This window comes from Rhizorhabdus phycosphaerae (assembly GCF_011044255.1).
Classification (GTDB): Bacteria; Pseudomonadota; Alphaproteobacteria; order Sphingomonadales; family Sphingomonadaceae; genus Rhizorhabdus; species Rhizorhabdus phycosphaerae.
On sequence record NZ_CP049107.1, the window covers coordinates 3,578,406 to 3,603,179 of the forward strand.

General features: G+C 66.1%; 19 protein-coding genes. 8 read left to right on the plus strand and 11 right to left on the minus strand.

Features of this window, described 5'->3' with window-relative positions; genetic code table 11:
* Positions 1-4: 4 nt before the first annotated feature.
* Complete coding sequence (locus tag G6P88_RS16665) at positions 5-1,162, minus strand: efflux RND transporter periplasmic adaptor subunit (protein WP_206335801.1); 1,158 nt, start codon at positions 1,160-1,162, stop codon at positions 5-7.
* Between the two features lie 298 nt (positions 1,163-1,460).
* On the opposite strand from G6P88_RS16665, the gene G6P88_RS16670 reads away from it, so the two are divergent.
* A complete protein-coding gene (locus G6P88_RS16670; RefSeq protein ID WP_165324184.1) occupies positions 1,461-2,633 on the plus strand; it encodes a hypothetical protein in 1,173 nt (390 codons plus the stop codon).
* A gap of 38 nt (positions 2,634-2,671) precedes the next feature.
* Positions 2,672-3,196 (plus strand): CAP domain-containing protein, encoded by a 525-nt coding sequence (locus tag G6P88_RS16675; protein ID WP_206335802.1) that lies wholly within the window; start codon positions 2,672-2,674, stop codon positions 3,194-3,196.
* 45 nt (positions 3,197-3,241) lie between these two features.
* On the opposite strand, the gene G6P88_RS16680 is transcribed toward G6P88_RS16675, so the two are convergent.
* The 4 genes from G6P88_RS16680 to G6P88_RS16695 all read right to left on the minus strand — a co-directional run bounded on the left by G6P88_RS16680 (position 3,242) and on the right by G6P88_RS16695 (position 8,673).
* Complete coding sequence (locus tag G6P88_RS16680; protein WP_345719171.1) at positions 3,242-3,526, minus strand: hypothetical protein; 285 nt, start codon at positions 3,524-3,526, stop codon at positions 3,242-3,244.
* Between the two features lie 117 nt (positions 3,527-3,643).
* Complete coding sequence (gene prfB, locus G6P88_RS16685; protein ID WP_165324185.1) at positions 3,644-4,771, minus strand: peptide chain release factor 2; 1,128 nt, start codon at positions 4,769-4,771, stop codon at positions 3,644-3,646.
* A 102-nt stretch (positions 4,772-4,873) separates the two neighbouring features.
* A complete protein-coding gene (locus G6P88_RS16690; protein WP_165324186.1) occupies positions 4,874-7,348 on the minus strand; it encodes a penicillin-binding protein 1A in 2,475 nt (824 codons plus the stop codon).
* A 92-nt stretch (positions 7,349-7,440) separates the two neighbouring features.
* The gene (locus G6P88_RS16695; protein ID WP_165324187.1) at positions 7,441-8,673 is read right to left on the minus strand and encodes an N-acetylmuramoyl-L-alanine amidase; all 1,233 of its coding nucleotides are present in this window, start codon (positions 8,671-8,673) and stop codon (positions 7,441-7,443) included.
* Between the two features lie 478 nt (positions 8,674-9,151).
* Between G6P88_RS16695 and G6P88_RS16700 the strand changes: the two genes are divergently transcribed.
* The 4 genes from G6P88_RS16700 (at position 9,152) to G6P88_RS16715 (ending at position 14,452) form a co-directional block, all read left to right on the plus strand.
* Positions 9,152-11,944: a ribonuclease E/G gene (locus tag G6P88_RS16700; protein WP_165324188.1), complete on the plus strand. Its 2,793-nt coding sequence runs from the start codon at positions 9,152-9,154 to the stop codon at positions 11,942-11,944.
* 83 nt (positions 11,945-12,027) lie between these two features.
* The gene (locus G6P88_RS16705; protein ID WP_165324189.1) at positions 12,028-13,401 is read left to right on the plus strand and encodes a M48 family metalloprotease; all 1,374 of its coding nucleotides are present in this window, start codon (positions 12,028-12,030) and stop codon (positions 13,399-13,401) included.
* 14 nt (positions 13,402-13,415) lie between these two features.
* Positions 13,416-14,162 carry a DsbA family protein gene (locus tag G6P88_RS16710; RefSeq protein ID WP_165325256.1) on the plus strand — a complete coding sequence of 249 codons (747 nt, stop codon included), beginning with the start codon at positions 13,416-13,418 and terminating at the stop codon, positions 14,160-14,162.
* 110 nt (positions 14,163-14,272) lie between these two features.
* Positions 14,273-14,452, plus strand: coding sequence for a CsbD family protein (locus tag G6P88_RS16715; RefSeq protein ID WP_165324190.1), 180 nt, complete (start codon positions 14,273-14,275; stop codon positions 14,450-14,452).
* A 72-nt stretch (positions 14,453-14,524) separates the two neighbouring features.
* On the opposite strand, the gene G6P88_RS16720 is transcribed toward G6P88_RS16715, so the two are convergent.
* From G6P88_RS16720 to G6P88_RS16730, 3 genes are read right to left on the minus strand one after another with little or no spacing between them, the layout of a single operon-like run.
* Entirely contained in the window at positions 14,525-14,959 is a 435-nt protein-coding gene (locus G6P88_RS16720) for a DUF4112 domain-containing protein (RefSeq protein ID WP_165324191.1), read from the minus strand.
* Between the two features lie 34 nt (positions 14,960-14,993).
* Positions 14,994-16,490 carry an ABC transporter substrate-binding protein gene (locus tag G6P88_RS16725; protein ID WP_165324192.1) on the minus strand — a complete coding sequence of 499 codons (1,497 nt, stop codon included), beginning with the start codon at positions 16,488-16,490 and terminating at the stop codon, positions 14,994-14,996.
* Positions 16,487-18,019, minus strand: coding sequence for a peptide ABC transporter substrate-binding protein (locus G6P88_RS16730; RefSeq protein WP_226946616.1), 1,533 nt, complete (start codon positions 18,017-18,019; stop codon positions 16,487-16,489). Before G6P88_RS16730 ends, G6P88_RS16725 begins: the two co-directional genes overlap by 4 nt.
* Positions 18,020-18,120: 101 nt before the next feature.
* Between G6P88_RS16730 and G6P88_RS16735 the strand changes: the two genes are divergently transcribed.
* Together G6P88_RS16735 and G6P88_RS16740 are read left to right on the plus strand one after the other, a co-directional pair.
* The gene (locus G6P88_RS16735) at positions 18,121-19,854 is read left to right on the plus strand and encodes a DUF885 domain-containing protein (protein WP_165324194.1); all 1,734 of its coding nucleotides are present in this window, start codon (positions 18,121-18,123) and stop codon (positions 19,852-19,854) included.
* An 18-nt stretch (positions 19,855-19,872) separates the two neighbouring features.
* Positions 19,873-20,799, plus strand: a complete 927-nt coding sequence (locus G6P88_RS16740) for a DUF481 domain-containing protein (protein ID WP_165324195.1) — start codon at positions 19,873-19,875, stop codon at positions 20,797-20,799.
* A gap of 6 nt (positions 20,800-20,805) precedes the next feature.
* Here the strand turns inward: G6P88_RS16740 and G6P88_RS16745 are convergent, their stop codons facing one another.
* From G6P88_RS16745 to G6P88_RS16755, 3 genes are all read right to left on the minus strand, one after another.
* The gene (locus tag G6P88_RS16745; RefSeq protein WP_206335803.1) at positions 20,806-21,156 is read right to left on the minus strand and encodes a DUF952 domain-containing protein; all 351 of its coding nucleotides are present in this window, start codon (positions 21,154-21,156) and stop codon (positions 20,806-20,808) included.
* Positions 21,157-21,259: 103 nt separating this feature from the next.
* Positions 21,260-22,480 carry a spinster family MFS transporter gene (locus G6P88_RS16750; protein ID WP_165324196.1) on the minus strand — a complete coding sequence of 407 codons (1,221 nt, stop codon included), beginning with the start codon at positions 22,478-22,480 and terminating at the stop codon, positions 21,260-21,262.
* A gap of 56 nt (positions 22,481-22,536) precedes the next feature.
* The gene (locus tag G6P88_RS16755) at positions 22,537-24,762 is read right to left on the minus strand and encodes a TonB-dependent receptor (protein ID WP_165324197.1); all 2,226 of its coding nucleotides are present in this window, start codon (positions 24,760-24,762) and stop codon (positions 22,537-22,539) included.
* Positions 24,763-24,774: the final 12 nt, after the last annotated feature.

A 24,774-nucleotide genomic window follows, 5' to 3' on the forward strand; every position in this document is an offset into this window, starting at 1 on the left:
CGGCTCAGCGGGCCGGCGCCGGCGGCGTCGGGCGCAACGGCGGGGATCCGGCGGGAACAGGCCTGATCGGCTGGCCCGGCCGGATCTTGCCCAGCCCCTCGATCACCACCTTGTCGCCCGGCTTGATCCCGGAGGTCACCAGCCATTTGTCGCCGACCGTGCGATCGGCCGAAATGGTCCGCAGGACGGCCTTGCCGTCGGCGCCGACCAGGATGACCGTGGCTTCGCCCTTGGGACTGCGGGCGACCCCCGCCTGGGGCACGAGTATCGCCTTGGTCGCGGTCAGCTGGGAGAAACGCGCGCGGACGAACATGCCGGGCAGGAGGAGCCCGTCCGGATTGGGAAAGCGGGCGCGCAGCGTAACTGTGCCGGTCTGCGGGTCGACCATCGCCTCCGCAAACTCCACGCGGCCCTTGCGGGCATATTCGCTGCCATCCTCCAGGGTCAGGCTGACGCTTGCCGAGGATCGCGACGCACCGCCGCTCGCCAGCTGACGGCGGAGGGCGAGCAGATCGGCGCTGGACTGCTGCATGTCGACGAAGATCGGGTCGAGGCGCTGGATCGTGGTCATGGGATCGGCCTGGCCGGCGGTCACCAGCGCGCCCGTCGTCGCGAGCGAACGGCCGATCCGGCCGCTGATCGGGGCCGGCACATCGGTGAAGCGCAGGTTGACCCGCGCCGTTTCTAGCTGTGCTGAATTCTGGGCCACGGACGCTGCTGCCTGACGCGCCGCAGCAAGGGCATCGGCATAGTCCTGCTTGCTGACCGCTTCGATCCTGGCGAGCGGTTCGAACCTTTTCGCCTTCGCTTCGGCCGCCTCGCGCAGGGCGCGGGCGCTCTCGAGATTTGCGGACGCCTGGTTGACCGCGGCGCGATAGAGGCTCGGATCGATCTGATACAGGGTCTGGCCAGCGCGAACGATCGCGCCCTCGGTGAACAGCCGTGCCTTGACGACGCCGGTCACCTGGGGGCGCACTTCGGACATCTCGAAGGCGGCGGTGCGACCCGGCAATTCGATGAACAGCGGCACCGACTCGGTCTTCACGGCGACATAGCCCGCCTCGGGTGGCGGGGGCGTAGGCTTTTCCTTCGCGCATCCGGCGACGAGCAGCGTCCCGGTCAGGAGGAGCCAGCCGCTTCTGGCCGCCCAAGAAATCGTCATGATGAAACCTTCGCGAAGAGCCGCCGGCACGGTGTTCCTGCTAGCTGTGTCAAGCTGGCAACACAATTGGTATATGATTGCGAATGCAACAGGAAACACGTGTTTCCGGTGATAAACTAGCTTCCCCTAGGGCCAGCTGTACAGAGCAATGTTGCGGCGCAACGTGACGTAACGGCAAGGCCGATCCGAAATCTTCCATAATGGCTATTTCGCCTGTGGAACGATGGTCGTGAGTCGGCCTATTATGCTGGCCGGCTACGGTCGGCATCGACGCGCCGATGGGGGAGGATTTTCGTCCATGAGCATGAACAGGCGTGACGTTCTGTTGGGGACGGCGGCAGTGTCGGTGGCCGGGTCGCTGGCCGGGCGGGCGGGCGTGGTCCTTGCCGCTGCACCTTCGGCCAAGACCTACGGCATGATCGAGATTTCGGCGAGCGGCATCACCGTGTCGGTCTACCATCTGTCACGCGAGATGCTGGCGGGCAGCAGTGGCGCCTCAGGCTTCGAGCGCCTCGCGCCGCGCCGCGTCGGCGATGCCTTTTCGGTCCTCGCCAGTCCGCTGCGTCCGGGCGCCGAAGACAGCGCTGCCGAGGAGACGGTGGAACTGGTCGCCGGCCTGATCAAGCGCCTTTCGGACGAACAGGGCATCGCCCCGGCCGATGTGTGCGTGATCGCCTCGAGCGGCGTCGCCAGCTTCTCGGCTCCCCTGATCCGGATCATCGACGCAAGGCTGCGGGCGCGGACCGGCCAGCATCTGGATGTGATCACGGCGCGCGACGAGGCACGCCTTACGTTCGACTGGGTGGTCCGCCAGCGCAAGCGGGCAGAGGTGGCTTTGTTCGACATCGGCAGCGGCAATCTGAAGGGTGGCATCTACGATGGCAGCGGCAGGCGCGCGCCGTTCCGCGACTTAAGTGCGCCATTCGGCACGAAAACCACGGCCGGTGCGGTAAAGCTCCGCTGGCCGGATGTTCGGACCTTCGATTTCGGAGCCCGCGCAGCAGAATTCTACGCCGACACGATCGGACCCCAGATGCGCCCCCAGATCGAGGCCACGCCGGCGCTGCAGCGCCGGCAAGAGGTCTACCTCAGCGGCGGGATCGTCTGGGCGACCGCAATGATTCTCCGGCCCAAGCAGATGGCCGCTAAACCGGTCTGGCTCGAGATGACGCGGGACGATTTCGCGGCGGTCGCCAAGCTTATCGCCGACGGGACGCCCTATGGTGTCGGGCTGGCCACCGATCTCAACGAGACCGAGCGTGCGTGGGTCACGAAGACGATGAAGACCGTCCGCAACACCTTCAATCCCCATCAGATGGCGGCCGGAGCGGCGCTTGGCGACGGGCTCGTCCGACAACTCGACCCGACCGGAACCAAGCGGTTCGTCTTCCCGACCTTCGCCAACAATGCGTGGAGCTCGCAATATCTGATCGAACGCTTCGAACTAGGAAAGATGCGCCTCGCGGCCTGAGCCGCACAGACCCTCGTCATCCACGAAGGAGCTATGGCATGCACAAGCACCTGTTCATTCTTCTGGCCATGACGGCGGCCGCCGTAGCCGGATCGGCCGCGTCCGCTGCAACCCCGTCCAGTCGCCTCGCGAGCTTCAAGGAGCGCGTGCTGGCGATGCACAACAAGGAACGGGCCGGCCTCGGCGTCGGACCGCTGGCCTGGAGTGATGCCCTCGCCGCGAATGCGTCGCGATGGGCGGCGCGGATTTCGAGGCTGTCCGATCTCGAACATGACGAGACGCTGGATGTGGAAGGTGAGAATCTGTGGCGGGGCACGAAAGGCGCCTACACGCCCGAAGATATGGTCGAGCTGTGGATAGACGAGAAGCGGGCCTTCCGGAACAACCCCATTCCGGACGTCAGCATCACCGGGGATATCGGCGACGTCGGCCATTATACGCAGGTCGTCTGGCGCTCGACCACGCTGGTCGGCTGTGCCGTCGCGGATGCCGCCGGCGGCGACGAAGTGATGGTCTGCCGCTATATGGAAGGCGGAAATATCATGGGCGACCGCGCCTATTGAAGGCGCGGTGTGCCCCCCTTCCCGCAGGCAGGGGGGCCGAACCGATCAGCGGCAGACCCGGACGCTCCTGCCACGATGCCACTCGTTCCAGCAGCGGGCGCGATAGTGGCGGTCGCGATACCAGCGCCGCTCGTTGATCCAGCGCCGATCCTGCTTCCACCGGCGGTCGCGATCCCAGCGGCGATCATGGTCCCAGCGGCGATCGCCGTCCCAGCGCCGATCATGGCTCCAGCGCCGGTCGTCCCAGCGGTCATGCGCCTGCGCGGGCGCACTGGCGCCAATCGCCGTCACGGCGAGGCCGATCGCGGCAAATATCATCCTGATCTTCATGGTCACTCTCCTCTCACCCGGCATGACCGGACGGGAGAAGGTTAGCGGACCCTGGCCTGAGCCTCGCTGAACGAGTGCTTCATCGGCGGTACAGCTTGGCGGCGCCGCCGCCGGGCGTCAGTCGACGTCCTCGACCTCGACGCTCTCGCCCGTGACTCGCTGCGACAGCGCCGCCGCCATGAACCGGTCGAGATCGCCGTCGAGCACGTCGGATGGCGCGGTCGAGGTCACGCCCGTCCGCAGGTCCTTCACCATCTGATAGGGTTGCAGAACATAGGAGCGGATCTGGTGACCCCAGCCGATCTCGGTCTTGGCGGCATAGCCGGCCATCGCCTCGGCTTCGCGCTTCTGCAACTCCTGCTCGTAGAGGCGCGCCTTGAGCTGCTTCATCGCCTCGGCCTTGTTCTTATGCTGCGAACGCTGGTTCTGGCAGGCGACGATGATGCCGGTCGGGACGTGGGTGATGCGCACCGCCGAGTCGGTCGTGTTGACGTGCTGACCGCCCGCACCCGACGAGCGGTAAGTGTCGATCTTCAGGTCCTTTTCCAGAACCTCGATGTCGATGTCGTCGTCGACTTCGGGATAGACCCATACGCTGGCGAAGCTGGTGTGGCGGCGCGCGGCCGAGTCATAGGGGCTGATCCGCACCAGCCGGTGCACGCCGCTTTCGGTCTTGGCATAGCCATAGGCGTTCTCGCCGCGGACCAGAAGCGTCGCCGACTTGATGCCGGCCTGCTCGCCCGAGTGGAAGTCGACCAGTTCGACCTTGTAGCCATGGCGTTCCGCCCAGCGCGAATACATGCGCTGGAGCATGCCCGCCCAATCCTGGCTCTCGGTGCCGCCCGCGCCCGAATTGACCTCGATATAGGTATTGTTGCCGTCGGCTTCGCCGGCCAGGAGGGCGCCGATCTTGTCCTTCTCGGCGCGTTCCGCCAGCGCAGCCAGCGCAGCGATGCCGTCGTCCACCAGCGACTGGTCGCCTTCGGCCTCGGCCATTTCCATCAGCTCGACGGTGTCGTCGCGCTCTTGCTCGATCGCCTTCACCGCCGAAATGGCTTCGTCGAGGCGCCGCCGCTCGCGCATGACCTCCTGCGCGGCCTTGGCATCGTCCCAAAGCTTCGGGTCCTCGACGCGCGCGTTCAGCTCATCCAGCCGGCGCAGCGCGCGGTCCCAGTCCAGGAAGCGGCGGACGAGCGCCATCGCCTGGTTGATCTGATCGACACTGGCTTGCGCTTCGGCGCGCATAGGACACTCCAAATCTTGTGCGAACCCGATCGGCGCCGTTGCCGGCGCGGACCCGAGCGGGAGTCGATTCCCCGATGGCGGCGATCCGCCGGACAAACGGCCCTAGTAGATGCCGTCCTGACTTTGCAAGAACTCGCTGTCTGTCGTCGCCCGTGCCGGCTGCTGGGCGGCGCGGCTCGCGATCTCGTCGCGACGGATCGTCCGCCGCGGTTCGCTTTCGGGCTTGAACGCCTCCCAGATGACCGAGCTGTAATAGCTGCCGTCGGGCCAGGCGCCGAAGATCCGCCGGCCCGACTTGCGGTCGATGCGGATCATGCGGATTCCCGGAGGGGCCTGGAAGGGCACCACGGGCATCCCCGCCATGGCCTTGGCGGCGAAACTGCGGAAGATCGGTGCGGCGATCGTGCCGCCCTGCGCATAGCCGCCCATCGAGCGCGGCGTGTCGTAGCCGAGATACAGACCGCCGACCATGTCCGCCGAGCCGCCGACGAACCAGACATTGGTCGGACCGGACGAGGTACCGGTCTTGCCGAACATCGGCCGGCCCAGATCGCGCAGCACCGTCGCCGTTCCGCGCTCGACCACGCCTTCCATGATGTGCAGCATCTGATAGGCGGTCATCGGGTCGATCACCTGCTTCGCGCGCAGGGCCGGGCGGGGCATCGGGCGGCCGTCATAGCGGGGCAGGTTGCAGCCTTCGCAGGCGCGCTTGTCGGCGCGCCAGATGATCTTGCCGTTACGATCCTGGACATAGTCGATCAGCGTCGGGCTGAGCGCGCGTCCCTGATTGGCGAACATCGAATAGGCGTTGACCATCTTGAGCACGGTCGTCTCGCCCGCGCCGAGCGCATAAGCGAGATAGGGAGGATAGTCGCCGACACCCATCGCCTTGGCGGTCTTGACCACCTTGTCCATGCCGATCTGGCTCGCGGTGCGCACGGTCATCAGGTTGCGCGACTGCTCCACGCCCCAGCGCATGGTCTGTTCGCCGGCATTCTGGCCGGAAAAGTTGCGGAAGCACTTTTGCCCGAGCCGGGCCGACTGATAGACGCAGAAAGGTCCGTCGATGATGATCGATGCCGGCGTCATGCCGTTATCGAGCGCCGCCGCATAAACGAAGGGCTTGAAGGTCGATCCCGGCTGCCGCATCGCCTGGGTGGCACGATTGAACGAGGAGCCCCGCGCGTCGAAGCCGCCCTGCATCGCCAGGACCTGGCCCGTATGGGGGTTCTGGATCACCATTCCGCCCGAGATGGAGGGAATGCTGCGCAGGGTCCAGGCATCGCCCTCGCGGCGGACGACGATCACGTCGCCGACCTTCAGGAAGTCGAAAGCCCGCCCGCCGACGCCTGCGCGCGGCATCGTGGCGCCCCAGCTTGGCAATATGCCTTTCGTGCCGTCGTCCAGGCCGATATCGGCCTGCGATCCCTGCTTGGCGAGGACCACCGCCGGGCGCCAATTGGCGTAGCCGGGACCGACATTGACGTTCGACAGCGCGCGCTGCCAGTCGCCGTCCACATCGATCCTGGCGATCCGTCCGCGCCATCCCTGCGCAGCCTCGAACCGGACCAGTCCGTCGCGCAGGGCATTCTCCGCTGCCTCCTGCACCTTCGCATCATAGGAGGTCCGGACCCACAGACCGCCGGCATAGATGCCGTTCGGTCCGTCCTCGGCGTCTTCGCCATAGCGCTCGATCAGCGCGCGGCGGACCTCTTCCATGAAATAGCCCGTCACGCCGGCCTTCGGTGCGTAGCGCGGCATGATGCCGAGCGGCGCGGCCGAGGCCTCCGCCCGTTGCTGCGCGGTGATGAAGCCGTTGGTCTCCATCTGTCGCAGGACATAGTTGCGCCGTTCCAGCGCGCGTTCGGCGTGGCGTTCGACGGTGTAGTTCGACGGCGCCTTGGGGAGGATCGCGAGATAGGCGACCTCGGGCAGGGTCAGATCGCCCACATCCTTGCGGAAATAGGCGCGGCTGGCGGATTGCACGCCATAGGCGTTCCGCCCCAGGAAAATCTGGTTCAGGTACAGTTCGAGAATCTGCTGCTTCGACAACGCCGCCTCGATCCGGAAGGCGAGGATCGCCTCGCGGACCTTGCGTGCGATCGAATAGTCGTCGCCGACGATCAGATTCTTGGCGACCTGCTGGGTGATCGTGGAGCCGCCCTTGGCCCGGCGTCCGCTGCCGAACTTCGACGCATAGTCCCAGACCGCGCCGGCCAGGCCGCCGAAGTCGATTCCGGGATGGCTGAAGAAGGTCTTGTCCTCGGCCGAAATGAAGGCGTCGACGAGGATCGGCGGGAATTCCTGATAAGAGAGCTGCACACGCCGCTCGCGCGCGAAATCCGCGATGGGTTCGCCATCATAGCCGCGGACATTGGTCGGCAAGGGCGGCTGATAGGCGAGCAGGGCATCGGCTGAGGGCAGTCCGCGTGCGAAGAAGAACCAGATCAGCAGCCAGGCGAGCGCCGCCGACCACAAGGCATAGCCGGACCAGCGCCAGCTGCGGAACTGCCGGAGATGGCGGATCTGGTCGCGCCAGCCGGGAAAGGGATTGTGAAGGGCGGGAAGCTTCGGCACCGGCGCGCTCTAGCAGGTTTGCGGGGCTTTGGAAGCGCGTGCCGGGCGAGCGGAGCCGCTTCCGACGAGCACTGAGGGCGTGGCCGGGGCGCTCATTCGCCGGTGAGCCGTTTCGCGAAATGGATTTCGACCGCCTTGCGCACGCCGATCGCAATGTTGCGCCGATATTGGGGCGAAAGCAGCAGGGCGAGATCGCCATCGTTCGAGATATAGCCGGTCTCGAGCAGGACGGACGGCACGTCCGGCGCCTTCAGCACGATGAGCCCGGCAAAGCGGTGCGCTTCGTCCTTGAAATGGATCGTTGGCGACATTTCGCGCTGCAGCAGCGTCGCGAACTGCGAGGAGATGTTCATCGTCTCGCGCTGGGCGAGATCGAGCAGAATAGAGGAGACTTCGTTGTTCTCGCCGCCGAGATCCACGCCATTGAGGACGTCCGCCCGATTCTCCTTCGCGGCGAGTTGGGCGGCAACGCGATCCGAGGCGACTTCGGACAGCGTATAGATGCTCGCGCCGCGCGCTGCGGCGTTGGCGGCGCTGTCGGCGTGCACCGAGATGAACAGATCGGCCTTCAACCTGCGGGCGATCTCGCGCCGCTCGCCCAGCACGAGAAAGCGGTCGTCGCTCCGGGTCAGCGCGACCCTAACCCGTCCGGACGACACGAGCTCGTCCCTTATGGCGCGGGCGATGGCGAGTGCCACGTCCTTTTCCTTGTGGCGTCCGTCGGCGGACTGCGATCCGGGATCGTGCCCGCCATGCCCGGCGTCGATCACCACCAGCGGGCGCCTGGTGCCGCGGGCGCCGGAAACGGCAGGCACCGGAAGCGGCTTGGGCGGATCCAGCGGCACGGTGATCCCGCCGTTCTGTGCATCGCGCGCGCCAACGGCACGCGCGTCGAGCCCGAACAACTGGCGGCCCTTGCGGACGGCCCGCCCGAACAGGCTCTCGCTGACCGGCTTGAGCGTCAGCGTCAGCGCGCGATGGTCGTCCGAGAAGGTCGCATCGCCGACCACGGCCGCCTTGGTCAGCTCGAACACGACCCTGGCCGTGTTCGGGTCATATTGCCCGTGGCGGGTCGCAGCGATCAGTCCGCCCGAGGCGGAGACGCGTCCCATGCGTGCGCCGGGGAGGTCCACCGCGATTCGCTGCGGACCGGTCAGCACGAAAGCGGAGGCGGTCGCCACCGGTGCGTCGAAGCGGAGCGTCACGCTGGCATCCGCTATATCGACCGCGGTTACCGTCGATGCTGCTCGCGCCGCTCCCGAAAACAGGAGCAGAATTGCGGTCAGGGCGATGATGAGACGCTGGCTGATGACAAATCCTGGCAAAATGGTCCCGCGCACGACGTTTGGGCCCGAACAGGCCGACAGCTTCACAACAGCGGCAATAGTTTAACCAAAGCCATGCCATGCTTGTCCAGTCATGCTGATGCCTTGCCGAGAACGCCGCCGGATGCTAGCAGTTTTCGTCCGGACGTCGGCCGATCCTCGCATATCGTTGGGATCTCCTTGCCGAACCGGCCTTTCCGTTGCCTTTCGGCGGCGGCGTAACAGGTTGACGATCGTATGAGTCATTATTCGCCCCGTTCCGAAGTTCGCCGGCTCAGCGCCGGCGTTCGGAACGGAGCCTGCCATCCGGCGCATCGCGTCGGAGATGACTTCGCGACGGCTGCACATACCCAGTTTTCACCTTCGACGGAATTTTCGGTGACGATGCGGCTTGCCGCGTCGGCCCCCGTTCCGTCCATTGCACATCGCGCGAGCGGCCAGCGTCCATGGACGAGCCGCCGCGTTCGGAGAGCTTTTGATGACAACCCGCATGCTTATCGACGCTCGCCACCGGGAGGAAACCCGCGTGGCGGTCGTGCAAGGAAACCGTATTGAGGAGTTCGACTTCGAGTCGGCTGAGCGCAAGCAACTCAAGGGAAATATCTATCTCGCCAAGGTAACCAGGGTCGAACCGTCGCTTCAGGCGGCATTCGTGGATTATGGCGGCAACCGCCACGGCTTCCTGGCCTTTTCCGAAATCCACCCCGATTATTACCAGATTCCCAAGGAGGATCGCGAGGCGCTCCTGCGCGAGGAAGCGGAGCATGCCGCCGAGGAAGAGGCGCTGCGCGCCCGTGAGAGCGATGACGGCGATTCCGGTGACGACGATGCCGACGCCGATCTCGATCATGACGAGGACGACCGGGCCGAGGGCGGCGAGGGTGACGACGAGGACGCCCCGCGTCCCCGCCGTGAATCGGTCGGCGGCGGATCGGATGACGGCGCAGTGGAGAATCTCCGCCAGCGCCGCATGAACCTGCGCCGTCGCTACAAGATCCAGGACGTGATCCGCCGGCGGCAGGTTCTGCTCGTCCAGGTCGTCAAGGAAGAGCGCGGCAACAAGGGCGCGGCCCTGACCACCTATCTCTCGCTGGCTGGCCGCTATTGCGTTCTGATGCCGAACACCAGCCATGGCGGCGGCATCAGCCGCAAGATTTCGAACGCGGCGGACCGCAAGCGCCTCAAGTCGATCATGACCGAGCTCGCGCTGCCGCGGACCATGGGCTGCATCGTCCGCACCGCCGGTCTTCAGCGCACGAAGACCGAGATCAAGCGCGATTTCGACTATCTCGCCCGGCTGTGGGACGAGATTCGGGAGAATACGCTGGGCTCGCAGGCGCCGGCGCTGATCTATGGCGACAGCGATCTGATCAAGCGGGCGATCCGCGACATCTACAACCGCGACATCGACGAAGTCATCGTCGAGGGCGAGGAGGGCTACCGTCAGGCGCGGGCCTTCATGAAGCTGCTGATGCCGAGCCACGCCAAGAAAGTCGGGCTCTACGCCGACGCGGTGCCGCTGTTCCAGCGCTTTGGCGTCGAGGACCAACTGGCTGCGATGTACCAGCCGGTCGTTCAGCTGAAGTCGGGCGGCTATCTGGTGATCAATCCGACCGAGGCGCTGGTGTCGATCGACATCAACTCGGGCCGCTCGACGCGCGAGCATAATATCGAGCAGACCGCCACCGCCACCAATCTCGAGGCGGCACATGAGATCGCCCGCCAGCTTCGCCTGCGCGACATGGCTGGCCTGATCGTCATCGACTTCATCGACATGGAGAACGGATCGAACATCCGTAAGGTCGAGAAGGCGATGAAGGAGGCGCTGAAGAACGATCGCGCCCGCATCCAGGTCGGCCGCATCTCGAGCTTCGGGCTGTTCGAGATGAGCCGCCAGCGCCTGCGCACGGGCGTGCTCGAGGCGTCGACCCGTCAGTGTCCGCATTGCGAAGGCACCGGCCTGATCCGCACCGCATCCTCGGCCGGCCTGTCCGCGCTGCGTATGCTCGAGGACGAGGCCGCTCGCGGTCGCGGATCGCGGCTGCTGCTGCGCGCCAGCCAGGAGGCGGCCTTCTATGTCCTCAATCGGAAGCGCGCCGAACTGGCGGAGATCGAGGAACGCTATGGCGTGATGATCGAGATCCTGTCCGACGGCACGTTGGAAGGCGCGCGGATGAGTGTCGAGGCCGGCGGTCCGCCACCGAGCCACGCGCCGCGCCTGCCCGCGCCGCTGCCGATCGAGATGGACGATGATCTCGACGAGGATGAGGCGGAGTTCGAGGAAGAGGACGCCGAGACCGAAGCCGAGGCGGAGAGCCAGGAAGAGGGCGAGCGCGGCGAAGGCGGTCGTCGCCGTCGCCGTCGTCGTCGTCGTCGTGGAGGCCGTGGCCGGGAGCAGGACGGTCAGTCCGAAGCTCAGCAGGATGACGAGGAAGGCGAAGCCGCCGAGGCGGGTGAAGCATCCGAGGCGTCCGAAGATGGTGACAAGGCATCCGGCGCTGCGGATGCGCCCGCCGACGAAGATGGCGGAGAGCCCCGTCGCCGTCGCCGTGGTCGCCGGTCTGGCCGCCGGAGGGGCGGTGAGGATGCGTCGAACGAGGCCGTCGCAACGGCGGGCGAGGGTGGCGAAGGCCAGACGGCCGATGCCATGCCCGTCGGCGAAGACGCTGTTCAGGCCGAAGCGGCTTCGGCGGAGCCTGTATCGGCCGATGCGGCCGCACCCGATGTCGGTGCGGAAGATGCCAAGCCCAAGGCTCGCCGTCGCCCCCGCGCTCGGAAGTCCGACGCAACCGTTGCGGCGGAAGCTCCGGTCGCAGAGCCGGCTGTCGACGCTGCCATCGAAGCACCGGCTGTGACCGATGTGCAAGAGACGGCCGAGGCCGCTCCGAAGCCGCGTCGCGGTGGCCGTCGCAAGAAGACGGAAGAGGTCGCCGTGCCCGCAGCCGAAACGGCAGCCGAGCAGCCGGTCGAGGCCGTTGCCGCGACCGAGGAGAAGCCTGCGCCGAAGCGGCGTAGCCGCGCCAAGGCGAAGGTCACCCCGGCCGCTGCCGAACTGACCGCAGACGCCGTGGTGGATGTGGCAGGCGAGGAGCCGGTCCAGGCGTCCGCCCCGGCAGAAGCGCTCCAGGCCGAAACACCGGCCGCCGAACCGCAGGCAGAAACGGCGCCTGCAGCTGCGGCCGAAGCCGAGGCTCCTGCGGACAGCGATGCCGACGACGGCGCCGCATCCACGCCGCGCCGCGGCTGGTGGCAGCGGACCTTCGGCGCCTGATGGCGTGCGGCGGGTCCCGCTCGTGCGGGGCCCGCCGTTGCGCTTCACGCCGGGTTAAGGCCCGTATCTGGAAGAGGATGGGCATGACGCGCAGCAGATCCTCGTGGTTCGGTCTCGTCCGGGGACTCCTTGTTACCGTCCTCACCCTCGCTCTCGGCACGCAGCCGCTCGCGGCGCAGTCCATTCTCCGGGACGCCGAAACCGAAGCCTATCTGAAAGATATCGCAGCGCCCATTATCGCGGCGGCGGGTCTTCAGCCCAACAATGTCGACATCGTCCTGATTGGTGACAAGGAAATCAATGCCTTCGTCGCCGGCGGACAGGCCGTCTATATTCACAGCGGACTGATCGAGCGGGCCGACAACACCAACGAGATTCAGGGTGTCATCGCCCACGAGCTCGGCCATATCACCGGCGGCCACATCATCCGCAACGGAGAGGGCGCCAAAGGGGCCACCGGCATTTCCATCCTTTCGCTGCTGATCGGCGCCGCTGCGGCGGCGGCCGGAGCGGGCGAGGCGGGAATGGGCGTGATGATGGCGGGCCAGCAGGCCGCCATGGGCAAATATCTGGCTTTCAACCGCGTCCAGGAGGCGAGTGCCGATGCCGCAGGCGTGGGCTTTCTCGAAAAGGCGAACATCTCCGGCAAGGGGATGCTGAGCTTCTTCCTGAAGCTCAAGCAGGAGGAATATCGCTACGCATCGACCTATGCTGCGGTTGATCCGTTCATGCAGACGCACCCGCTATCGGGCGATCGCGAAGCGACGTTGAAGGCGGACGTGCTCCGGTCGCCGGCCTATGAGAAGCGCACCGATCCAGCGATCGAGGCGCGCTTCCTGCGGATCAAGGCGAAGCTGATCGGCTTCATGGACGATCCGACCTCGGCACTGCGAAAATATCCCGAAACCGACCAGAGCATGGCGGCGCATTATGCCCGTGCCTATGCCTGGCATCGGGGCGCCTATCCCGACAAGGCGCTGCAGGAGGTCGACAAGCTGGTCGCCATGGCGCCCGATGATCCCTATTTTCGCGAGCTTCAGGGACAGATATTGCTCGAATCCGGCCGCCCGAAGGAGGCCGTCGCCCCGCTCCGCATGGCGGTGCAGGGATCGCGAGCGTCTCCGCTGATCGCATCGCTGCTGGGACATGCGCTGCTGGCGACCGAGGATCGCGCCAATCTCGACGAGGCCCGTGACGTCCTCAAGGTCGCGGTTTCGCGCGACCGCGACAATCCCTTCGCCTGGTACACGCTCGGCATGGCCTATGCGCGGCTGGGCGACGAGCCCCGGGCGCAGCTGGCCACCGCAGAGCGCTATGCGCTGACGGGCAATATGGGGCTGGCCGTGGCGAGTGCGGAGGCGGCGATGTCGCGGTTGCCGCGTGGTACGTCGGACTATATCCGGGCCGAAGACATCGCTCTCGCGGCGCGCGCCTCCGCTCGTGACCGCAAGCGGTGAACATCGGGAAGATCATGCAGAACAACAACCGTCTGGCCGTGTCGTTCGTCACGGCTGCCGTCGTCGCGGTGGGCATCGGATCGCTCTGGTACGCCCAATCCGGAGCATCGCCGCGCATCTCGCGGAAGGCCGACGTCGAGGCGATCGTCCGCGATTATATTCTCGAGCACCCCGAGATCATTCCCCAGGCGATCGAGCGGTATCGCGAGAAGCAGAGCCAGGGCGCCTATGCCGCGAACAAGGAAGCGCTGGAAAAGCCCTTCGCCTCTGCCTGGGCCGGCGATCCGAAGGCTGATGTCACCCTGGTGATGTTCACCGATTATGCGTGCGGCTATTGCCGGACGAGCCTGCCCGACATCGACCGGCTGCTGGCCGACGATCCGAAGCTGAAGGTCGTCTGGCGCGAAATTCCCATCCTTGGCCCCGGCAGCGAGATCGCCGCGAAAGCCAGCCTGGCGGCGGCGCGACAGGGCGCGTTCCGCGAGTTCCATCAGAAGATGTTCGCCGCCGGACGGCCCGATGGAGACAAGGTCTCGGCGGTGCTGCGCTCGATGAAGCTCAACCTGCCGCAGGTTCAGAAGGATGTGGACGGCGAGGAGGTCGCGACGGAGATCCGGGCTAATCTGGCGCTCGCCGGCCGGATCGACGACTCGCTCGCGACCCCAACCTTCGTCGTCAATGGTCAGATGCTGAAGGGCGCGGTGGGCTATGATGCTTTGAAACAGGCCGTCGCCGACGCCCGGGCGAGGGCGAAAAGCTGATCCTCGCCGCAGCCTGAAGCCGCCATTTCCAATTGGGAGGGAGCCCATCGCCCCTTGGGGCGTTCTTCCTGTGACCGTCGAAATGCCTCGCGGTCTGGTGGAGAGTTGCGATGGGTGAGATGAGCGACAAGATCAAGGGTCACGCCAACGAGCTGGCCGGCAAGGCGAAGCGCGCCGTCGGCGATGCTCTGGATCGGCCGGACATTCGCGCGGAAGGCGATGCCCAGGAAGCCAAGGGCGACCTTCAGAAAGCCAAGGGCGAAGTGAAGGGCGCGATCAACCGCTTCTGACTCGAGGGCGGCCCTGAGGGGTCGCCTTCCCTTCCTTGCCCGGCAAGATCTGGCAGTACTCGGCCTCTGGGCTTAGCGGCGCACTACACCGTCGATGGTGACATGCGCCGGATGATGTTTCTCCAGATGCCGCTTGATGATCTTAAGGTTGCGGCTGTTCGACCGGAAGAAGAAGTCGGGAATCGCGCCGACGAAGGGGATGGCTCCCAGCAGAAGATCGATGCCGACATTGCCGAACATGCGCGCCATCTGCCACTTCGACATGCCCAGGTTACGTGCCTCCCAGGCGAGCCAGCTGCCCATTATGGCGCCGATCGCCGGTCCTACGACCGGGACGAAATCCAGCATCACGTCCAGCCCGACGGGGCGGTTGAGCCCAGGAAGTACGAACATGCGTTCGAGCAGGCCCTCCATCGCCTCGATGCGTCGGCGGACGGACGCGGGGTCGGCGCAGATGCCCGGAACGCGCTTCTGAAGCTCGTCGAACGTCGTTGAGGCTGTCCGCATGGTCTTGTCATCCGCTGTCATGCCGTTTCAGCGCTTATCTGTCGCGCTGGTTCCGCAATAATGGGGCCAGCGGGTGAATGGCCCGTGAATTGGCCTGAAAGCCGCGCAGGCCCGGTGGAGCCAGCGACCAGCGGACGGGCTGGGCGAGCGGAATGAACGGGCCCAGTGCGGTCAGCCGCTGCTCGGCCTCGGCGATGAAACGCGCACGAAGGGCAGGGTCGGTGGAGCGGCGCGCCTCGTCCAGCGCGGTATCCGCCTCTTCGCTGCAGGGCCGCCCGCGCGCGCACCGGAAATGGGCAAGATACCAGTCGGCCTGGTCGACCGGCGCGACCTCGTCGATCAGGCGCAGATCGGCGCCCTCGCCGGGGCCGGCGCGGACAAGGTCGACGTTGATCGCCCGCCATTGCCGGCGCAGTTCGGCGAACAGCATCCGCGCCCCGGGGCCCTCGGGCAGCGCTACCGAGAGACGCAGCGCTCCGGTCTCGTCCGCTCGTGCCTGCCAGTTGCCGATGATACGCCGGGCTGTCGCCACGCGGGCGGCAAGCGCGCGCTGGTCGGTACCCCGGACATCGGCGAAGGCTTGCGCCCAGAAAGGCCGGCTGGGCTGCGCTAAATCGGTCAGGCCGGGTGGCAATATCTCCAGCGACGGCCGCCATCCGGTCACGCCCAGCCTGGTGCCTATCGCGTCGCGATCTAGCGACATCGACAAGGCCTGGCGGATCTCGGCCGCCATCATCGGCGGCGATGCGCGGCCGACCCGAAATCCGAACAGTCCGTTGGCTGGATCAATGTGAAGGTCGCGCGGGGCAATCTTGGCGATGGCCGGGAACATGATGTCGGCAAAGCCTCCCCCCGTAACAAGCGTGGCGCCGCCGTCGGCATAGCGCGCGACGGCGAGAGCCGCCCGTTCGCCGCGAAGGCGAATGCGGCGTCGGTCTGGAACGCTCTCATCGGTCCCATCCTGTTCGGCCCGGACCTCGTCCTTCCCCGGCTTGAGCAGCACGCTTCGTCCGACTTTTCCGTCGATCTGTAGCGGGCCGGTACCGCCCGCTTTCTTGACCAGTGCGAAGTCGGGCCCCGCCAGCAGGGCGAGCAGGTCGGGACGCGGAGCCGATAGTCGAACCTCGATCACCTCGGGCGTCACCGCGACCACTTCGCGCACGGCATCGGCGATGGCGGATGGATCAGACTGGTCGAGCTTGCGAAACCGGCCGCGCAGCTGGGCGGCCACCCGTTCCGCATCGATGATCTCGTCGGCGATGCGGAAGGTATAATAGAGGCCGTCGTCCGAAATCGCCCAGCGCATCGCTATACCGGGCACGACCTGTCCGGCTTCGTCCAGCCCGACCAGCCCCTGGGCTACCGCGCTCGCGAGGACGATGTCGGGCATTCGGTCGATTCCGTCCGCCGGATCGCGCAGGCGTGCGGCCGGGCCGATCACGCTCACGTCGAGGCGCTCGTCCTGGCTGGCGCTGTCGCAGCCCGAAAGCAGGACCGTCCCGATGAGCAGGGCAGGAAGAAGCGGCTTCATCGCAGGGTCAGCAGGCGCGAGGGGTGAACATTAGGCGCATTGTCGTGCCATCCCGCGACGCGGTGGGCAACCAGCGCGCGGCTGACATAATGATAAAGTGGCAGCACTGGCGCATCGGCAACGAGAATTGCCTCCGCCTCACGCATCGCCGCCGCGCGTGCGGTGGGTTCGGCTGTCGCCATCGCGCGGTCGAGCGCTCGATCAAAGGCGGGGCTGGCATAGCCCGAATAATTGACCGCTCCGGCGTTCGAGCGATGAATGGCGAGATAGTTTTCGGGGGCGCCGACGTCCCCGATCCAGCCCGATCGCGCAAAGGCGAAGTCGCGTCGCCGGAGCCCCGCGAAATGCAGCGAGGCCTCGCTGTTCAGCAGATGTGCTGTCACCCCGAGGGGGCGCCACATCGCCGCCAGGGCGACCGCGACGCGGCGATGGTCGACATCGCTGTTGAACCTGATGTCGAAGACGAGAGCACGGTTGGGACCAAAGCCGGCCATGCCGAGGAGACGCCGCGCTTCGGCCAGCCGGCGCGCCTTGCTCCAGCTTGAATCGGCTGGACGCAACGCCCCGGCAGCACCGGCAACGGCCGGGGGCACCACGCCCCAGGCTGGCTGGGTGCCCAACCCGATCAATCGCTCGGCGATCCAGCGCCGGTCCACGGCCAGCGACAGCGCCCGGCGGACCCGCACATCGTTGAACGGCGGGCGGATCGTGTTGAAGACGAAATAATAGCTTCCATTATAAGGTGCGATACGCGCGGTGCCGGGGCGCCGTTCCTCGATCCAGGCGAGGCGGGTCTGGGGAAAGTCGTTGGTCGTATCGGCTTCACCCGCTGCGAAGCTGCGAAGGGCGGTCAGCCGATCGGTGACCGGCCGCCATTCCACCGCAGCGGTTGGCGCGCGTCCCGAATGCCAGCGGGGGTTGCGCTCCAGCCTGAGGCGTTCGTTGAGTCGCCACTCGACCAGGCGATAGGGGCCCGACGTGACGAGCGGACGGTCGGCCGTCCAATCCTCTCCCCGAGCGGCGATTCTGTGCAGCGGCAGCGCCGCTACGGCGGGAAGCGCCAGCAGTTCAGGCAAGGACGGCATCGGATTGCGCAGGCGGACGCGAACCCGCGTGGCGCCATCCGCCTCGACACTTGCCACCGCGTCGAACAGCGCGGCACCGGGCGACGCCAGGGCCGGGTCGCGCAGGCGCGCGAAGCTCCCCGCCAGGACCGCTGCGTCGATCGGCGTACCATCGGAGAAGCGCAGCCCCGGTCGAAGCTCGAACGACCAGTCGAGGCCGTCGGGCGAGACCGACCAGCTTCGCGCAAGGCCAGGCTCCACGCGACCTGTGCCGTCGATGCGGGTCAGCCCCTCGAACTGGTCGGTCGCCACGCGCAATGTCGCAAGGTCGGTGCTTTTCTGGGGATCGAGGCTTTTGACTTCGTCGTCGGCCAGCCGAACTATGCGCTCCGCTGGTGGCGCGCCTCGGTCACTCTGGCCGCAAGCGACGAGGAGAAGCAGTGAAAGGGTCGAAAGCCAGCGCATCTTCATCCGATGTGGACCGATCCGCTATGCGGGCTCAACCCTTCTTTGCAAATGAGTCCGGCCGTCGCCAAGATACCGCGCTCGGCAAAAGGAGACGATGAATGAGACTGCTGCTGGGCTGCGCGCTGCTGCTGGCGACTCCGCTCCACGCCAACCCCGTCGACGATCGCTTCGATGCGCTGAGCGGCAAGGAATGGGCGTGGCGGCAGAAGAGCTTCCAGAGCGAGGAGTCGAACAAGGGCGGCATCCCCCGCCATCTTCCCGACGAAAGCGCGGCGACCCAGAGCGAAAGGCTGGCGACCTGGACCGACGTGCTTCGCCAGCTCGATATGATCGATCCGGCGACCCTGTCCCCTGCGAAGCAGGAGGATTATGGCGTCTATCGCGTCCAGGTGCAAACCTTGCTCGATACCCAGCGCTTCCGCGACTTCGAAAAGCCGTTGAACTCGGACAGCAGCTTCTGGGCCGATCTGGGCTATGTCGCGCGGCAGCCGATCCGGACCGAGGCCGATGCGCAGGCGATGCTGTCGCTGATGCGCGATATTCCGCGCTATTTCGATCAGAACAGCACGAATATGCGCGCCGGGCTGAAGCGTGGCTTCACGCCGCCCAGAGTGACTATGGCGGGGCGCGACCAGTCGATCGCGCTGATCGCGGAGGCGAAGTCGCCGCGCGACACGCTGTGGTTTACGCCGTTCCGCACCTTGCCGGCGTCGATACCGCAGGCGCGGCAGGATGCTCTGCGCGCCGAAGCCGAGAATATCATCAAGACGTCGATCATCCCGGCCTATGCCAAGCTGCTCGCCTTCATGCGCAAGGACTATCTGCCGAAGCTGCGCGAGGGGCTTTCGGCGGAAGCATGGCCCGACGGCAAAGCCTATTACCGCGCCCAGATCCGCGCTTATGCGACCGTCGACCTCAGCCCCGAGGAGATCCATGCCATCGGTCTCGCGGAAGTGGCGAAGGTCCGCGCGCAGATGCTCGACATCATGAAGGAGGTGAAGTTCGAGGGCGACCTGCCGGCCTTCCTGCGCTTCCTGCGAACCGACCCGCAATTCTATGTGAAAACGCCGCAGGCGCTGCTCGAACGGGCGGCGTGGATTTCCAAGCAGTTCGACGGCAAGGCGGCCCAGTGGTTCGGGCGCATGCCGCGCGGGCGGTTCGGCATCGTGCCCGTGCCCGATGACATCGCGCCCTTCTACACGGCCGGGCGGGGCGGGCAGGATCGCTACCTGCTCAACACCTATGACTTGCCCTCGCGCCCGCTGTTCCAGCTGACCGCGCTCACCCTGCACGAGTCTGCGCCCGGCCACAGCTGGCAGACCTCGATGGCGGCCGAGAATGAGGAGCGGCCGGAGTGGCGGCGCTACACTTATATCTCGGCCTATGGCGAGGGCTGGGCGCTCTATTGCGAGCGGCTGGGCATCGAGATGGGGATGTACGAGACGCCCTATGACCGCTTCGGCATGCTCAGCTACCAGATGTGGCGGGCCGCCCGCCTGGTGATCGACACCGGCATCCATTCCAAGGGCTGGACGCGCGAGCAATCGATCGCCTTCCTGCGGGACAACAGCGCACTCAGCGAGCATGAGATCACGACCGAGGTCGATCGCTATATCGGCTGGCCGGGTCAGGCGCTGTCCTATTATCTGGGCATGCTGCAGATCGAGAAGGAGCGGGCGCGTGCGGAAGCGGCGCTGGGCGCGACGTTCGACATCCGCGCCTTCCACGACATGCTGCTCTCGCTGGGGTCGGTGCCGCTGCCGGTGATCACCGCGCGCACCGATCGTTTCATCGCCGAAGGCGGCAAGGGGCCTTGGCCTCTGCCGAACTGATCGCCATCGGCGTCCGTCATGAGGATATATTCAGCGCTGACATGCGCCGTGGGGCTGCTCGTCTCGCACGGGCCGGCGATTGCGGCTCCATTGCCCGAGCCGGTGCGCGCGATGATCGAAACGGCGATCGCTTCCGACGAGCCGGCGACGATCGCGGCGGTCGTGTCGGTCGCCAAGAAGGCCAATCCCGGAAGCATCGAGGAGATCGACGCGCTGGTCGCCGACCATGATCGCGCCTTGGCCGAAGCGAAAGCGCGCAAGGAGCAGCAAGAGCGAGACCGCCTCGCCAGCGCGGGTCTGCTAGAGCTTTGGACCGGGCAGGTCGAACTCGGCGGCAGCTGGTCGACCGGCAATACGCGCACCCTCGGACTCTATGGCGGGGCCAAGCTCAAGCGGTCCGGCCTTGATTGGCAGCATGATCTGTCGGCGCGGATCGACTATCAGGAGACGGACAATGTCGCGACGACCGAGCGGGCGGTGGTCGCCTGGCAGCCGCGCTACAAGATCAGCCGCTCCTATTACGCCTTCGGCCTCACCCAATATGAGCATGACCGCTTTCTCGGTTATCGCCATCGTCTGACGGCTGGCGCGGGCCTCGGCGTGGTGCTGGCGGACAGCACGCGCTTCCGACTCGAAATCGATGCCGGCCCGGCTTTTCGCTTCACCAGCTTCTACGGTCCCGACGAGAGCGAAAAGCGGCTGGCGGGCCGCGGAGGGCTCAATCTACGCTGGACGCCGATCTCGCGCCTGACCCTGGCCCAGGAAGTCGCGCTCTATGTCGAGAAGGGCAATAGCACCGCGACCTCGACCACCTCGGTCGAGACGTTGCTGTTCGGCCCGCTCAAAGGGCGGCTGTCCTACAATGTCCAATATGAGCGCGATGCGCCCGAAGGGCAGAAGCGCACCGACACCGTATCGCGCGCCTCGCTCGTCTATGCCTTCTGAGGTGGCTCAGGCGTCGATCGAGTAGGGACCGTCACCCGCAAGGATCGCCTCGCGGTCGGCCTCCTGCGAGGCAGCGATCTCCTCGAGCATGAGGGGTCGATAGAGATGGGGGAAGAGCGCGCCGCCGCGCGATGGCTCCCAGCGGAGATCGGCGGCCACATCCTCATCGCGGACGGCCAGGATCGCGACGCGCGACGCATCGGCGAAATGCTTGGCCAGCGTTTCCCTGGTCTGCTCGGCGGTCGAGAAATGGATATAGCCGTCCTGGAGATCGACGGCGCTGCCTTCGAAACGCCCCGAGGCCTGGAAGGCAGCCCATTCCTCGGGGCGCAATATCTTGAAGATCATCTGGCTCATCGGGATGCTCTCGGGGCGTTCGCGGTGCGAGAAAGCGGCCCCGCACCCTAATTGTATATCACCGATAGACGATCGCCTGCGGCTTTCCCATATCCCTCGGGGTTCAGTCTTCTTCTTCATGCCAGTCGCGGGGGAGGCGCAGCGCCGCAAGCAGCAGGAAAAGGGTCGCCGCAACGTAGAAGGCGGTGCCAGACAGGATCGCATAGCGCAGCGCTTCGTCGCCATAGCGCGCCTTGAGCAGGTCGGAGATCCAGCCGATCGCCGGGGTACCGACGCCGATCCCGATCAGGTTGTTGACGAACAGGAAGATGGCCGAAGTCGTCGAGCGCATGTCGCGGGGCACGACGGCCTGTACGGCTGCGACGACCGGTCCCAGCCAGACGAGGCCCAATGCGGTCGGCACGAACAGGAAAGCCAGCGCGGCGGTCAGCGACGTTGCGGAAATGCCCATGGCGTAGAAGGGGATGGTGGCGATGAACGCGAAGGCCGGGACCAGCGCGTAATAGGCCTTGGACCGGTCGGCGAGACCGTCGGACAGCGCGCCGCCCATCCAGATGCCGGCGAGCCCGGCGGTCAGCAATATGGCGCCATAGCCGAGCGAGGCGTCGAGCAGGCTGAGCCCGAAGCTGCGGACGAGGAAGCTCGGCAGCCAGAAGAACAGGCCATAGCCCATCATCGACGAACAGGCGGCACCGATGCTGAGCAGCCAGAAGGACGGCTTGCGGAATAGCAGACGGAGGACCGTGCCGAGCGTGGCATGCGCGGTGCCGGCCGGCCGGTCGCCGCGTGGATCGCGGACGACCCGTCGGAACAGCGGGGCCAGCAAAAGGCCGGCGAAGCCGACGATGAAGAAGGCCGAGCGCCAGTCGATCAGCGTGGCGATGACACCGCCAAAGACGATGCCCGACGCGCTGCCGATCGGGATGCCGAAAGAATAGAGCGCCAGCGCGCGGGCGCGCTTCTCCGGCGGGAACAGATCGCCGATCAGCGTATAGGCCGGGGCGACGCCGCCCGCCTCGCCGACGCCGACGCCCAGACGGGCGACGAACAGCTGCCAGAAATTCTGGGTGAGTCCGCAGAGCGCGGTCATCAGGCTCCATACAGCGAGCGCCGCGGTCATGATCCGCGACCGGTCGTAGCGGTCGGCCATCATCGCGATCGGAATGCCGAGCCCGGTATAGAACAGGGCGAAAGCGAGCCCGCCCATCAGGCCGAGCTGCGCGTCGCTGAGACCCAGGTCGGCCTTGATCGGCACCGCGAGGATGCCGATGATCTGGCGGTCGATGAAGTTCAGCGTGTAGGCGAGCAACAGCATCGCCATCACGAGAGCGGGCGAGGCGGCTTTCGCCGCCCCGCCACCCCCGGGGAAAGATGTCCCGATCAGAACCGTACCTCGCCGGTGATGGTGAAGGTGCGCGGCGGACCATAGAAGCCGATGATCGAATTGCCGAGCAGCGCACCGGGGAAATTATAGCCGCCGATCCGATATTTGCGGTCGAACAGGTTGCGCCCATGGCCCGAGATGGAGAACTGCTTGTCGGGCGAAGTCCAGACGATCGACAGATCGACCAGCTCATAGGCCTTCTGGTCGAGCACCGGGTTGGGCACCTCGAACAGCGAATAGGCGCTGCGGAACGACAGGGCCGGAGTGATCGTGAAACGGCCCACCCCGTCGACATCCTTGCCCAGCGTCGCCGAGACGTTGGCGGTGTATTTCGGCGTGTTCTGGAAGACGCGCTGGTCGGCGAAATCCTTGACCGTCAGCGTCACCGGGTCGAGCGTCAGGAACTGCTGGAACTTGGCGTTGGTGTAGCCGATCGAAGCGTTGACCTGGAAATCGCGATCGGGAACCGCGCGGACCTCGAGCTCCCAGCCATAGATGCGCGACTTGCCGACATTGTCGACCGAGGAGACGACCGTCGTCCCCGACAGGAACTGCGTCGTCACCTGCTGGTCGCGGTAGCGCGAGTAGAAGCCCGCCGCGTTCACGAACAGCGTGCGGTCGAGGAAGGCGCCCTTCATGCCGGCTTCATAGGCGGTGACGGTTTCGGGTTTGTAGCCGTTGACCGTGCCCGGCGTGAAGATGGCGTCGCCGCGCGGGTCGAAGCCGCCCGATTTGTAGCCCCGCGACCAGGACGCGTAGAGGTTCACGTCCTCGACCGGCTTGTAGCTGAGCGACAGGCGGGGCGTGAACTTCTTGTCGGTCCGGTCATTGGTGTAGTTGGTCCGGATACGGAACGGAACCGCCGTCGGGCGGCCGAACAGCGGCGACCGCAGCCCGACATAGTCTGCCCGGAACACGGTGCCTTCGCGCTTGTCGCTGGTGTAGCGGCCGCCGACCGAGACCGAGAAGCGATCGGTTACGTCGACCGAGAAGTCGGCGAAGGCCGCATAGGATTTGGTCGTGACCTTGCCCGAGGTCAGCGTCGTCAGCAGGGCGTTGCCGATCACCGTGTCGAAGGCGCCGGACGCCGAGTTGTCGAGATAGAAGAGCCCGACGACGCCCTGCACGCGATCGGTCTGGATCAGCGCCTGCACCTCCTGGGTGAACTGGTTGTCCTTGTAGAAGGACGGGATGTCGAGCACCGGACCCGGCGTGCCGTCGAAGTCGATGACTGTATCGGTGTGGCCCTTGCGATAGGCGCTGATCGACTTGAGCGTCACGGCATCGCTCAGCTCATATTCGATCGTGCCGGAGATGCCCTTGGTGACGACGCGGTTGTCGTCGCCGATACCCGAGCGCGTGTCATAGACGTCGCCGATCGGCTGGAAATCGGGCAGCGCCCCGTTGGGCAGCAGGCGATAGCCGTGGCGCGGATTGGAATCGTCGCGCGTATAGTCGGCGGCGACGCGGATCGAGAGGCGGTCGGTGCCGGTCCATTCGGCCGAGACGCGACCCGCGATCACGTCCTTGTTATAATGCTCGGCCCCCGTGAACAGGTTTTTACCGAAGCCGTCGCGCTTGTAATAGGCAATGGCGCCGCCGACCGAAAAGCCCTCGGTGATCGGCAGCGTGACCGACGCCACGATGTCGCGCTGGTCGTAGCTGCCATAAGAGCCGCGGATCTTCGCTTCGAACTCGTTGCCCAGGCGACGGGTGACATATTTGATCGCGCCGCCGATCGTGTTGCGGCCATAGAGCGTTCCCTGCGGGCCGCGCAGCACCTCGACGCGGTCGATGTCGAAGATATCGAGCACCGCGCCTTGCGGGCGGGCGACATAGACGTCGTCGACATAGAGGCCGACGCCCGGCTCGAAGCCCCACACCGGGTCCTGCTGGCCGATGCCGCGAATGAAGGCGATCAGCGTGCTGTTCGAGCCGCGCGCGACCTGCAGCGTCATGTTCGGCGTCTTGTCCTGCAGCGCGGTGATATCGACCGCGCCGGTACGGAGGAGCGTGTCGCCGCTGACCGCGGTGACCGAGATCGGCACGTCGATCAGGCTCTCCTCGCGCCGGCGTGCAGTGACGACGATCTCTCCATTGCCTTCATTTGCGGCCTCTGCAGGAGCCGCGTCGGCCTGGGCTGAGGCAGCGGACGGAAGTGCCACGCCGCCGAGCATCGTGGCTGCGGAGAGGAGTGCGAGCATCCTGGTCCTGTTGATCATGATAGTCTCCCT